Below are 12580 nucleotides of genomic sequence, written 5' to 3' on the forward strand. Positions count from 1 at the left end.
TCGCTGAGAGCGCAGTGGCTGCGCAGCACTGTCGGTCGCGATCACTAGGCTTGACCGACGTGAGCTCCGATTACTCCGCCCGTCATCTCTCCGTGCTCGAGGGCCTCGAGGCCGTGCGCAAGCGACCCGGCATGTACATCGGGTCGACCGACTCCAGAGGGCTCATGCACTGCCTCTGGGAGATCATCGACAACTCGGTCGATGAGGCGCTCGCCGGCCACGGTCGTGAGATCGAGGTGGTGCTGCACGCCGACGAGAGCGTCGAGGTCCGCGATCAGGCGCGAGGCATCCCCGTCGACGTCGAACCCAAGACGGGCCTCACCGGCGTGGAGGTCGTCTTCACGAAACTGCACGCCGGCGGCAAGTTCGGCTCGGGGTCCTACGCGGCCTCCGGCGGTCTGCACGGCGTCGGCGCGTCGGTCGTCAACGCCCTCTCCGCCCGCCTCGATGTCGAGGTCGACCGCGACGGCAAGACGTGGGCCATGTCGTTCCATCGCGGCGAGCCGGGCCGGTTTGCCGATCAGGGCACGCCCGACCCCGATTCGCCGTTCACCCCCTTCGAGCAGTCGAGCTCGCTCGATGCCGTCGGCAAGGTGAAGAAGGGCGTGACCGGCACGCGCGTGCGGTACTGGGCCGACCCGCAGATCTTCACGAAGGGCGCGAGCTTCCAGATCGAGGAGCTGCTCGGCCGAGCGAGGCAGACCGCCTTCCTCGTCCCGGGACTCGGGCTGACCGTCGTCGATGATCGCGGCGAGGCTCCCGAGACGCACCGCTTCCACTTCGAGGGCGGCATCTCGGAGTTCGTCGAGCACCTCGCCGCCGACGGTCCGGTCACCGAGATCTGGCGATCGACGGGCGAGGGCCGGTTCACCGAGACGGTGCCGGTGCTCTCCGACGGCGGCGCGATGATCCCGACCGAGGTCGAGCGCACCTGCGAGGTCGATGTGGCCCTGCGCTGGGGCACCGGGTACGACACGGTCGTGCGCAGCTTCGTGAACATCATCGCGACGCCGAAGGGCGGCACGCACCTCGCCGGCTTCGAACAGGGGCTGCTGAAGCTTCTGCGAACCCAGGTGGAGCAGAACGCGAGGCGCCTGAAGGTCGGCAACGACAAGCTCGAGAAGGACGACATCCTCGCCGGGCTCACGGCGGTGCTCACCGTCCGCCTGCCGGAGCCGCAGTTCGAGGGGCAGACGAAGGAGATCCTCGGCACCCCCGCGGTCCGCGCCATCGTCTCCTCGGTCATCACGAAGCAGCTCGGCGAGCGCTTCGCCTCGACGAAGCGCGACGACAAGACGCAGACCTCGCTCGTGCTCGAGAAGATCGTCTCCGAGATGAAGGCGCGCATCTCCGCGCGCACCCACAAGGAGACGCAGCGCCGCAAGAACGCGCTCGAGAGCTCCTCACTGCCGGCGAAGCTCGCCGACTGCCGTTCGAGCGATGTCGCCCAGAGTGAGCTGTTCATCGTCGAGGGCGACTCCGCGCTCGGCACGGCGAAGCTCGCCCGCGACAGCGAGCATCAGGCACTGCTGCCGATCCGCGGCAAGATCCTGAACGTGCAGAAGGCGTCGGTGGCCGACATGCTCGGCAACGCGGAGTGCGCGGCGATCATCCAGACGATCGGGGCCGGCTCCGGTCGCACCTTCGACCTCTCCGCCGCGCGCTACGGCAAGGTCATCATCATGAGCGACGCCGACGTCGACGGCGCGCACATCCGCACGCTGCTCCTGACACTCTTCTTCCGCTACATGCGGCCGATGATCGAGGAGGGCCGGGTGTTCGCCGCGGTTCCGCCGCTGCATCGCATCGTCGTGCAGAACCCGGGCTCGAAGCCGAACGAGACGATCTACACGTACTCCGAGGCCGAGCTGAACGGCGTGCTCTCGACGCTCAAGCGGCAGAACAAGAAGTACCAGGACCCGATCCAGCGCTACAAGGGTCTCGGTGAGATGGATGCCGAGCAGCTCGCGTCGACCACGATGGACCGCCAGCACCGCACGCTCCGCCGCGTGAACCTCGCCGACGCCGAGAACGCGGGCCGCGTCTTCGAGCTCCTGATGGGCAACGAGGTGGCGCCGCGCAAGGAATTCATCGTCGACAGCGCGGCCGGGCTCAGCCGAGAGCGCATCGACGCGTAACGCCTCACCGGCCGACCGGCTCGACCCGGAGCCGGCCGCCGCGCGGCGATCGATCAGCCGATGCGGCGGCCGACCATGCTGACGACGGCGTCGAGCTGCACGCCGGAGGCGTCGCGCTTCGCGCCGGACTCGGGCAGCGCACGTACCGACCCGTCTGAGCCGAGGCCGTAGGCGGGCTCCGGACCGGCCCACGCCACCGTCAACGCATCCTGACCCTTCAGGAAGCGCTGGGCGCGCACGCCGCCGGTCGCTCGGCCCTTACCGGGGAACTCGTCGAACGTCGACACCTTGGCCGCGCCGGGGTCGGCACCGAGCAGTGTGTCGCTCGTCGCGGCGATCGTGACGACGACCGCCGTCTCGAGCTCGGACGGCGTCAGGGCCGTGAAGGAGAGCACCGTGGCGCCGGCGGCGAGCTTCATACCGGCCATGCCGCCGGCCGGGCAACCCTGCGGGCGCACCGAGGACGCGGGGAAGTGCAACAGCTGCGCGTCGCTCGCGATGAACACGAGCTCGTCGTCGTCGCCGCCCTGCACTGCGCCGACGACCTCATCGCCGGGCTTCAGCGCGATCACCTCGAAGTCGGGACGGTTGGGGTATCCGCCCGGCGCGACCCGCTTCACGATGCCCTGCTTCGTGCCGAGGGCGATCGGCTGCTCGCTCGTGAGCGAGACGACCGCGAGCACTCGCTCGCCACGATCGGCGAGGCCGAGGTAGTCGTGCACCCTGACCCCGGCACCGAGCTGCACCGAGTTCGCCGGCAGCGTCGGGAGGTCGAGGGGGGAGAAGCGGATGAGCCGGCCCTTCGAGGTGATCGCGCCGATCTCGGAACGGCTCGTGGTGTCGAGGGTCGACGCGACGGCGTCGTGCTTGCTGCGCCGGGCGGGCACGGTGATCGTGACGGCGTCCTCGCCCTCCGGCCGGTCGACTCGGGCGATGCGGCCCGTGACGCTCAGGAACACGCGGCACGGCACGTCGGCATGCTCGAGTGAGGCCGCCACCGCCTTGCGCGAGGCGCCGGCGGGCAGCGCCTTCGCCTCGGTGAGGAGCGTGCGGCGCGGCGTGCCGTAGAGCTCGGCGACCTGCTCGAGTTCCTCGGAGACGAGGGCACGGATGCGGGCCTCGCTGCCGAGCAGTTCCTCGAGCTCGGCGATCTCGGCCTGCAGCTTGTCGCGCTCGGCCTCGAGCTCGATGCGGGAGAACTTGGTGAGCCGGCGCAGCCGCAGTTCGAGGATGTACTCGGCCTGCAGCTGGCTGAGATCGAAGACGTCCTGCAGTCGGTGACGAGCTTGGTCGGTGTCGTCGCTCGTGCGGATGACCTGGATGACCTCGTCGATGTCGAGGATCGCGATGAGCAGGCCCTCGACGAGGTGCAGCCGCTCGCGGCGGCGGGCGAGACGGAACTCGCTCCGGCGGGTCACGACGCGCACCCGGTGGCCGACGTAGACAAGGAGCAGCTCGCGGAGGCCGAGCGTCTGGGGTTGGCCGTCGACGAGCGCGACGTTGTTGATGTTGAAGGAGTCCTCGAGCGGGGTGAGCCGGTACAGCTGCTCGAGCACCGCCTGCGGGTTGAAGCCGGTCTTGATGCCGATGACGAGCCGCAGCCCGCGCTTGCGGTCGGTGAGGTCGGTGACGTCGGAGATGCCGGTGATCTTCTTGGCGTTGACGCCGTCCTTGATCTTCTCGATGACCTTCTCGGGGCCGACGAGATAGGGGAGCTCGGTGACGACGAGGCCCGCCTTGCGCGCGGTCAGCTGCTCGACGCTCACGCGCGCGCGGGTCTTGAACGAGCCGCGGCCGGTGGCGTACGCGTCGCGGATGCCGGCGAGCCCCACGATCGTGCCGCCGGAGGGGAAGTCCGGGCCGGGCACGAACTCCATGAGCTCGTCGAGACCGGCATCGGGGTGCTCCAGCAGGTGCCGGGCGGCGTGCACGACCTCGACGAGATTGTGCGGGGCCATGTTCGTCGCCATGCCGACCGCGATGCCGCTCGCGCCGTTCACGAGGAGGTTCGGGATGGCCGCGGGCAGGACCTCGGGCTGCTGGTGGCTGTTGTCGTAGTTCGGGACGAAGTCGACGACGTCCTCGTCGAGGCTCTCGGTCATCGACATCGCCGGGGGCGCGAGGCGCGCCTCGGTGTACCGGGCCGCGGCCGGACCGTCGTCGAGCGAACCGAAGTTGCCGTGCCCGTCGACGAGCGGGACCCGGAGCGTGAACGGCTGGGCCAGACGGACGAGGGCGTCGTAGATCGCCGAGTCGCCGTGCGGGTGCAGCTTGCCCATGACCTCGCCGACGACGCGAGCCGACTTCACGTGCCCGCGGTCGGGCCGGAGGCCCATGTCGCTCATCATGTAGAGAATGCGCCGCTGCACGGGCTTCATGCCGTCGCGGGCGTCGGGGAGCGCGCGCGAGTAGATGACCGAATACGCGTACTCGAGGAAGGACCCCTGCATCTCGGCGGCGACGTCGACGTCTTCGATGCGCTCGGCGATGGGCGGCTGCTCGGGGTCGTGGGGTGCTCGGGTCATCCGTCAATCTCGGTCGAGGCGCTCGCGCGCGGGGCAACTGGGGCGCGCCCGGCCTGTGTCAGACTGGGCGCGATGCCTGCAATGCTACCGGTGACCGACGACACGACCCCGCGGCTTGCCGGGGTGCTGGCGAGTTCGCTCGCGGCCGTCACCGGCGGCGGGGGAGCGTTCGGACTGCCGCACGTGCGCTCGGCGATCGTCCTCCTCGTCGACGGGCTGGGCGCGACGAACCTGCAGGGCCGTTCGGGCCACGCCCGATTCCTCGCCGGCCGGATGGCGAAGCGGGACGTGATCCGCACGGTCTTCCCCTCGACGACGGCCGCCGCCATCGCCTCGTTCGCGACGGGGGTCATGCCGGGCGAGCACGGACTCGTCGGCTACCGCGTGCTCGAGCCCTCGCGCGACGTGCTGGCGAACCAGCTGAACGGCTGGGAGCACGGGCAGCTGCCCGCGGACTGGCAGCGCCATCCGACCCTCTTCCAACGCGCCGCCGAACTCGGCGTGCGGCCCGTCGCGGTCGGTGCGCCCCGATATGCGGCGAGTGGCTACACGCGGGCGGTGCTGCAAGGCGCGGAGTACCGATCCGGGACAGGCCTCGCGGAGCGGTTCGCCGAGGCCCTCGACGCGGTCGGCGCCGCCGAGCCCTCGCTCGTCTACCTCTACGTCCCCGAGCTCGATCAGATCGCGCACGCGCACGGCTGGGAGTCCGGGCGCTGGCTCGCCGCTCTCGAAGAACTGGATGCCGAGGCATCCGCGCTGGCCGCCCGGCTCCCGCGCGACGTCGGGCTGCTGGTGACTGCCGATCATGGGGTGATCGACGTCCCCGAGCACCGGCACGTGCACATCGATGCCCGGCCGGCGCTCCTCGACGGGGTACGGCACGTCGGGGGAGAGCCCCGTTGCTTGGCGCTCTGGTTCGATCCGTCGTTCCCGGAAGCCGAGCGCGAACGGGTGGCCGAGCTGTGGCGCGACGCCGAATCGAAGCGCGCCTGGGTGTTCACCCGCGACGAGGCGATCGCGGCCGGACTCTACGGGGGTCGTGTCGACGAGGCGGTCCGCCCCCGCATCGGGGATCTGCTCGTCGCGGCCCGGGCGGGCATCGCCTACTACGACGCGCGGGAGGCGAACCGGGCGCCGGAGCGGATGATCGGCCAGCACGGATCCATGACCGACGAGGAGACGCGCGTCCCGCTGATCCGGCTGGGCGCGTTCGCCCGTTGAGCTCGCGCCGCGTGGGCACGAAGGATGCGCCGGAAACCTCACAGCGCCGGGAACGTCACAGCGCCGGGAACGCCGCAGGGCCCCGCCGTGCCGGCGGGGCCCTGTGCGCGTCGGTCAGGCGGGGTACTGGCGGCGCTTGACCTGGGGCTTCGGGAGCCGGAGCGGGCGCAGCTGCAGCGCGCGCATCGCCGCGTACCAGCGCACGCGCTCGGCCTTGTCGCCGTACTTCGCGCGGAGCTTCTTCGTCAGCAGGTAGCCGAGGAGGACGCAGTCGAGCACGGCGACGGCGAAGAAGGCCCAGAGCACGAGGATGCTGATCGCCTGTACCTCGGCACTCGGCACGAAGGTGAGGATGATCACCAGGAACATGACGGGGATCAGGATCTCGCCGACGCTGAATCGCGCGTCGACATAGTCGCGCACGAACTTCTTCTGCGGTCCGCGATCGCGCGCGGGGAGGTACTTGTCGTCGCCCATCGCCATGCCGACTCGGGCGCGCTCACGCGCCTCCGCGGCTTTGGCTCGGGCCTGCTTCGCCGCTTCCTTGCGGTCGGTTGGCACGAGCGGCCGCTTGCGCGCGGCCTCTCGCTCGGCACGGGTCGGGGTGGGGACGCCCTTGCCGCCGCTCTTCAGACGCTCTTGCGTCTCGTCGAGCGTCTCGGTCGACGTCTGCTCGGTCTTCTGCTGCTTGGCCACTGGGTTCCTCGAATCGGTTCACCTTTAAGATTACCGGCATGACCGACCCCACGAACCACGCATCCGCCGAGCCCACGACGCCGAACGCGGATGCGATCCGAACCGCCGTCGATGCGGGCTTCCCCGGCGTCGTCGCCGAGCTCGGCCGACTCGTCCGCATTCCGTCCGTCTCTTGGCCCGCGTTCGACCCCGCGCACGTCGCGGAGAGCGCCGAGGCCGTGGCCGAGCTCCTGCGCGGGACGGGGGTGTTCGAGCTCGTCGAGATCCGCCGTGCGCCCGTGGAGGACGGCTCCGAGCTCGGCCAGCCCGCCATCGTCGCCCGTCGTGCCGCGCGGAACGGGCGGCCGACGGTGCTGCTCTACGCGCACCACGACGTACAGCCGCCCGGCAAGGACGAGGACTGGGAGACCCCGCCGTTCGAGCCGACCCAGCGAGGTGACCGCCTGCACGGGCGCGGTGCCGCGGACGACAAAGCAGGGGTGATGGCCCACGTCGGCGCGATCCGGGCGTTCGCCGAGGCATCCGGCGACTTCGACCTCGGGCTGTCCGTCTTCATCGAGGGGGAGGAGGAGTGGGCCTCACGCTCCTTCGGGAACTTCCTGCGCGAGAACCGCGAGCTCCTCGAGGCCGACGCGATCATCGTCGCCGACTCGGGCAACTGGGACATCGACACCCCCGCGATCACGGTCGCACTGCGCGGGGCCGTCGCGTTCAACCTTCGAGTCGAGACGCTCGCGCACGCCTCGCACTCCGGCATGTTCGGCGGAGCGGTGCCCGATGCGATGCTCGCCGCCATCCGGATGCTCGGGACCATGTGGGATGCCGAGGGCGCCGTCGCCGTCGACGGGCTCACCCGTGCCGAGCTCGACATCCCCGCCTACGACGAGGCGCAGCTGCGCGCAGAGGCCGGCCTGCTCGACGGCGTGAGCCCGATCGGCCGCGGTTCGATCCTCGACCGGATCTGGGCCCAGCCGGCGATCACCGTCACCGGCATCGACGCGCCGGACGTCGCCAACGCGTCGAACACGCTGATCCCCTCGCTGCGCGTGCGCGTCAGCGCCCGGATCGCGCCCGGGCAGGACGCCGGCGAGGCCTTCGAGGCGCTCCGCGCCCACCTCGAGCGGAACGCGCCGTTCGGGGCGAAGCTCAGCTTCGAGGATGTCGACCGGGGCCAGGCGTTCCTCGTGGACACGAGCGGCTGGGCCGTCGCGGAGACCCGCGCGGCGATGGCCGAGGCGTGGGGCAAGCCCGCCGTCGACACGGGCGTCGGCGGCTCGATCCCGTTCATCGCCGAGCTCGTCGAGGAGTTCCCGGGCGCGCAGATCCTCGTCACCGGGGTGGAGGACCCGGACTCACGGGCGCACAGCCCGAACGAGTCGCTGCACCTCGGGGTGTTCAAGCGGGCCCTGCTGAGCGAGGCGCTGCTGTTCGGCCGGCTGAACGCCCGCGGCGCCTGAGGCGCCTCGTCCCGGCCCGCGGCGCGATCCGTTGCGGGTCGGGAATATCCGGCATCCAGCCGACGCTCTACGGAGTAGACGTACAATCGTCGTCAGAACGGCGAGATCACGAGGAGTGAGATGAGCGAGACCATCACCGAGACCACGCACGGCGTCAAGCTGAGCGATCCTGCGGCCGACAAGGTGCGCAGCCTCCTCACGCAGGAGGGTCGCGACGACCTCCGCCTGCGCGTGGCCGTGCAGCCCGGCGGGTGCTCCGGCCTCATCTACCAGCTGTACTTCGACGAGCGCATGCTCGACGGCGACGCGGTCGTCGACTTCGACGGCGTCGAGGTCATCGTCGACAAGATGAGCGTGCCCTACCTCGACGGCTCCACCATCGACTTCGAGGACACCATCCAGAAGCAGGGGTTCACGATCGACAACCCGAACGCGCAGGGAAGCTGCGCCTGCGGCGACTCGTTCCACTGATCCAGCACGAGAAACTCGCTCCGAGGGAGACCGCTTCGCGGTCTCCCTCGCGTGTTTTTCCGCAGATCCGTTCGGAAATCGCCCGGAATCCGATCGCGACATCCGGGTCGAGTGCACACCCGAGCCGTGGAGTCGGAGTAGGCTAGACACCGATCACCGCGCTTCCCTGTGAAGCGCCTTCGAGTCTCCCGAAAGGTCTCCGGTGCGCAACAATCGCCGACTCCGATGGGCTGCAGTTCCGATCGCAGCGACGCTCACTCTTGTCCTCGCCGGGTGCACCCAGGCGCAGCTGAACGGATTCCTCCCCGGATTCATCGAGGGCGAGTCGCCCGCGACCAATCACACGGAGCGCGTCTCGGGTCTGTGGGTCACCTCCTGGATCGTGCTCCTCGTCGTGGGCGTGATCACCTGGGGTCTCACGATCTGGGCAGTCATCGCCTACCGCCGGCGCAAGGGCCAGACCGGTCTGCCCGTGCAGCTCCGCTACAACATGCCGATCGAGGTGTTCTACACGATCGTGCCGCTCATCCTGGTGCTGGGGTTCTTCGCGTTCACCGCGCGTGACCAGGCCGAGATCGAGAAGCGGTTCACCGCCGACGAGGTCGACGTCAAGGTCGAGGTCATCGCCAAGCAGTGGGCTTGGGACTTCAACTACGTCAACGAAGACGTCTACTCGCCCGGCATCCAGGCGCAGCTCGACGAGAACGGCCCTGCCGGCTCGGTCGACCAGGCCGCGCTGCCGACGCTCTACCTGCCCGTCGGTGCGAACGTCGAGCTCGAGCTCGAGTCGCGCGACGTCATCCACTCCTTCTGGGTCGTCGACTTCCTCTACAAGAAGGACATGTTCCCGGGCAAGACGAACTACATGTCGTTCGTTCCCGAACGCGAAGGCACCTTCGCGGGCAAGTGTGCCGAGCTCTGCGGCGAGTACCACTCGCTCATGCTCTTCAACGTCGAGGTCGTCTCGCAGGCCGAGTACGACGACTACATCCAGTCGCTGCGCGACGCGGGCCAGGAAGGCCAGCTGTCGACCGAGTACGACCGGAACCAGAACCTGCCCGGCACGGGCGCGCCCGAACTGAAAGAGGAGCACGAAGCCGAATGAGCACCACGACCGCACCAGCTCGACCGCAGTCGTCGAGCCTGCCGTTCGGCGCTTCGAAGGTGGAGCGCAAGGGGAACGTCCTCGTCAAGTGGATCACCTCGACCGACCACAAGGTCATCGGGTACATGTACCTGATCACCTCGTTCATCTACTTCTGCATCGGCGGCGTGATGGCGCTGATCATCCGCGCACAGCTGTTCGAGCCGGGCCTGGAGATCATCCAGACGCGTGAGCAGTACAACCAGCTGTTCACGATGCACGGCACGATCATGCTGCTGATGTTCGCCACCCCGCTCTTCGCGGGTTTCGCGAACGTGCTCATGCCGCTGCAGATCGGCGCGCCCGACGTGGCCTTCCCGCGTCTGAACGCCTTCGCCTACTGGCTGTTCAGCTTCGGTTCGCTGATGGCCGTCGCCGGATTCTTCACCCCGCAGGGTGCGGCTTCGTTCGGCTGGTTCGCCTATCAGCCGCTCGCATCGACGACGTTCTCGCCGGGTATCGGCGGCAATCTGTGGATGCTCGGCCTGGGCCTCTCGGGCTTCGGCACGATCCTCGGTGCCGTGAACTTCATCACGACGATCGTCACCATGCGTGCGCCGGGCATGACCATGTTCCGCATGCCGATCTTCACGTGGAACACGCTGGTCACCTCGATCCTGATCCTGATGGCGTTCCCGGTGCTCGCCGCAGCGATCCTCGCCGCCAGTGCCGACCGCGTCTTCGGCGCGCACATCTACGATCCCGCCAACGGCGGCGTCATCCTGTGGCAGCACCTGTTCTGGTTCTTCGGCCACCCAGAGGTCTACATCATCGCGCTGCCGTTCTTCGGCATCGTGTCGGAGATCTTCCCCGTCTTCAGCCGAAAGCCGATCTTCGGCTACAAGACGCTGATCTACGCGACCATCGCGATCGCGGCCCTGTCGGTCACGGTGTGGGCGCACCACATGTACGTCACGGGCTCCGTGCTGCTGCCGTTCTTCGCACTGATGACCATGCTGATCGCGGTTCCCACCGGCGTGAAGATCTTCAACTGGGTCGGCACGATGTGGCGCGGCTCGATCACGTTCGAGACGCCGCTCATCTGGTCGCTCGGCTTCCTGATCACGTTCGTGTTCGGCGGTCTGACGGGCGTCATCCTCGCTTCGCCGCCGCTCGACTTCGCCGTCTCCGACACGTACTTCGTCGTCGCGCACTTCCACTACGTCGTGTTCGGCACGGTCGTGTTCGCCATGTTCGCGGGCTTCTACTTCTGGTGGCCGAAGTGGACCGGCAAGATGCTGAACGAGACGCTCGGCAAGTGGCACTTCTGGCTGCTCTTCATCGGCTTCCACACGACGTTCCTCGTGCAGCACTGGCTCGGCGTCGTCGCGATGCCCCGTCGGTACTACTCGTACCTGCCGGAAGACAACATCACGTGGATGAACCAGCTGTCGACGATCGGCGCGGGAATCCTCGCGATCTCGCTCATCCCGTTCTTCCTGAACGTGTACATCACGGCTCGGAAGGCTCCGAAGGTCACGGTCAACGACCCGTGGGGGTACGGCGGTTCGCTCGAGTGGGCGACCAGCTGCCCGCCGCCGCGGCACAACTTCACGTCGATCCCGCGGATCCGTTCGGAGCGTCCGGCGTTCGACCTCAACCACCCGGAGGCGGGCGTGCCCGTCGGCATCGGCCCCGCGAAGGACGCCCCTGAGGCGCCGGTGTACGACGCCGCCAAGGAGGAGATCAAGTAATGCGCGCGAATGTCGTCCTCTTCTGGATCCTCGCGGTCTTCCTCGTGATCGTCGCGACGGTCTACGGCGTGTGGACCGCGGCGAGCGGTATCGAGGTGAACGGCGGCCCCGAGTGGGCCGGCACGATCGCCATCTCGCTCTCCGCCATCCTGTCCGCCTTCATCGCGTTCTACCTCGGACGCGTGCACAAGGCGCAGGGGGCTGAGCTCCCTGAGGACCGCCTCGACGCCAACATCGACGACGGCGACCCCGAGCTGGGCTTCTTCAGCCCGTGGAGCTGGTGGCCCATCGTGCTCGCGGGTGCTGCGGCGCTCGGCTTCCTCGGCCTCGCGGTCGGCTTCTGGATCTCGTTCATCGCGGTCCCGCTCGTGGTCATCTCGCTCGTCGGCTGGGTCTACGAGTACTACCGGGGCAACTTCGCCCGGTAACGCATCGCATTCGAACGGCCCGGCATCCATCGTGGGTGCCGGGCCGTTTTCTGTGCCACCGGGCGATGCGCTGTGGCGAGGCCGGTGGGTGCGTGCATCTGCGCCACTTCAGCCTCCACGCGCCACTATGTATGGCGCGATGCCGCTGAACTGGCGCGGGCGCAAGGCTAAGCCCGTGGCGAGGCCGGTGGGGGCCTGCATCCGCGCCACTTCATCCTCCACGCGCCAGTATGCGTGGCGCGATGCCGCCGAACTGGCGCGGGCGCGAGGCTGAGCCCGCGGCGAGGGTGGTGGGTGCGCGCATCTGCGCCACTTCGGCCTCCACGCGCCACTATGTATGGCGCGATGCCGCCGAACTGGCGCGGGCGCGAGGCTGAGCCGGCGACGAGGCCGGTGGGCGCTCGCATCTGCGCCACTTCAGCCTCCACGCGCCACTACGTATGGCGCGATGCCGCCGAACTGGCGCGGGCGCGAGGCTGAGCCCGTGGCGAAGCCGGTGAGTGTTGACGGCCGCCAGAAGTGTCGCGCTCCAAGGCAGAGGCACGCCGCCACGCCGAATCGATCAGATGGAGTGCGCCGGCCGCGGCGCGTGTCTTCTCCGATGAGCGCGCTCTGCGGTGAGTGCCCTTTCGCTCCGTCGTGCGTCGGCGCCGGCCGCGGCCCGACGGGACCGATCCGGCGACCACTACGAGCTGGCGGGGCTGGCGGGGGACTGGCGCCGCGGAATCTCGTCACCAGCGACGCGCCTGGCCTACGTCAGCGTCTGCGCCAGTTCCACCTCGTTGGGGCCCCCCCCCGGGCGCCCC

9 protein-coding genes are annotated in these 12580 nt (G+C 69.1%); 7 read left to right on the forward strand and 2 right to left on the reverse strand.

All coding sequences use genetic code 11. The features are described from left to right. Nucleotides 1-59 precede the first annotated feature (59 nt). The gene (locus M3147_RS17665) at nucleotides 60-2138 is read left to right on the forward strand and encodes a DNA gyrase/topoisomerase IV subunit B (RefSeq protein ID WP_251204726.1); all 2079 of its coding nucleotides are present in this window, start codon (nucleotides 60-62) and stop codon (nucleotides 2136-2138) included. A 53-nt stretch (nucleotides 2139-2191) separates the two neighbouring features. Here the strand turns inward: M3147_RS17665 and M3147_RS17670 are convergent, their stop codons facing one another. After that, nucleotides 2192-4663: a DNA gyrase/topoisomerase IV subunit A gene (locus M3147_RS17670; RefSeq protein WP_251204727.1), complete on the reverse strand. Its 2472-nt coding sequence runs from the start codon at nucleotides 4661-4663 to the stop codon at nucleotides 2192-2194. 81 nt (nucleotides 4664-4744) lie between these two features. On the opposite strand from M3147_RS17670, the gene M3147_RS17675 reads away from it, so the two are divergent. After that, a complete protein-coding gene (locus tag M3147_RS17675; protein ID WP_251204737.1) occupies nucleotides 4745-5884 on the forward strand; it encodes an alkaline phosphatase family protein in 1140 nt (379 codons plus the stop codon). A gap of 114 nt (nucleotides 5885-5998) precedes the next feature. On the opposite strand, the gene M3147_RS17680 is transcribed toward M3147_RS17675, so the two are convergent. Next, nucleotides 5999-6580, reverse strand: coding sequence for a DUF3043 domain-containing protein (locus tag M3147_RS17680; RefSeq protein ID WP_251204728.1), 582 nt, complete (start codon nucleotides 6578-6580; stop codon nucleotides 5999-6001). 38 nt (nucleotides 6581-6618) lie between these two features. On the opposite strand from M3147_RS17680, the gene M3147_RS17685 reads away from it, so the two are divergent. The 5 genes from M3147_RS17685 (at nucleotide 6619) to M3147_RS17705 (ending at nucleotide 11774) form a co-directional block, all read left to right on the forward strand. Then, complete coding sequence (locus tag M3147_RS17685) at nucleotides 6619-8037, forward strand: dipeptidase (protein ID WP_251204729.1); 1419 nt, start codon at nucleotides 6619-6621, stop codon at nucleotides 8035-8037. Nucleotides 8038-8157: 120 nt separating this feature from the next. Beyond that, complete coding sequence (gene erpA / locus M3147_RS17690) at nucleotides 8158-8508, forward strand: iron-sulfur cluster insertion protein ErpA (RefSeq protein WP_251204730.1); 351 nt, start codon at nucleotides 8158-8160, stop codon at nucleotides 8506-8508. A 202-nt stretch (nucleotides 8509-8710) separates the two neighbouring features. Then, the gene (gene ctaC / locus M3147_RS17695; RefSeq protein ID WP_251204731.1) at nucleotides 8711-9613 is read left to right on the forward strand and encodes an aa3-type cytochrome oxidase subunit II; all 903 of its coding nucleotides are present in this window, start codon (nucleotides 8711-8713) and stop codon (nucleotides 9611-9613) included. Continuing rightward, nucleotides 9610-11346, forward strand: a complete 1737-nt coding sequence (gene ctaD, locus M3147_RS17700) for an aa3-type cytochrome oxidase subunit I (protein ID WP_251204732.1) — start codon at nucleotides 9610-9612, stop codon at nucleotides 11344-11346. Before ctaC ends, ctaD begins: the two co-directional genes overlap by 4 nt. Then, nucleotides 11346-11774: a cytochrome c oxidase subunit 4 gene (locus M3147_RS17705; protein ID WP_251204733.1), complete on the forward strand. Its 429-nt coding sequence runs from the start codon at nucleotides 11346-11348 to the stop codon at nucleotides 11772-11774. The genes ctaD and M3147_RS17705 overlap by 1 nt, the downstream gene beginning before the upstream one ends. Nucleotides 11775-12580 lie beyond the last annotated feature (806 nt).

Source organism: Agromyces mediolanus (assembly GCF_023715325.1).
In the GTDB taxonomy this organism is placed as follows: domain Bacteria; phylum Actinomycetota; class Actinomycetes; order Actinomycetales; family Microbacteriaceae; genus Agromyces; species Agromyces mediolanus_A.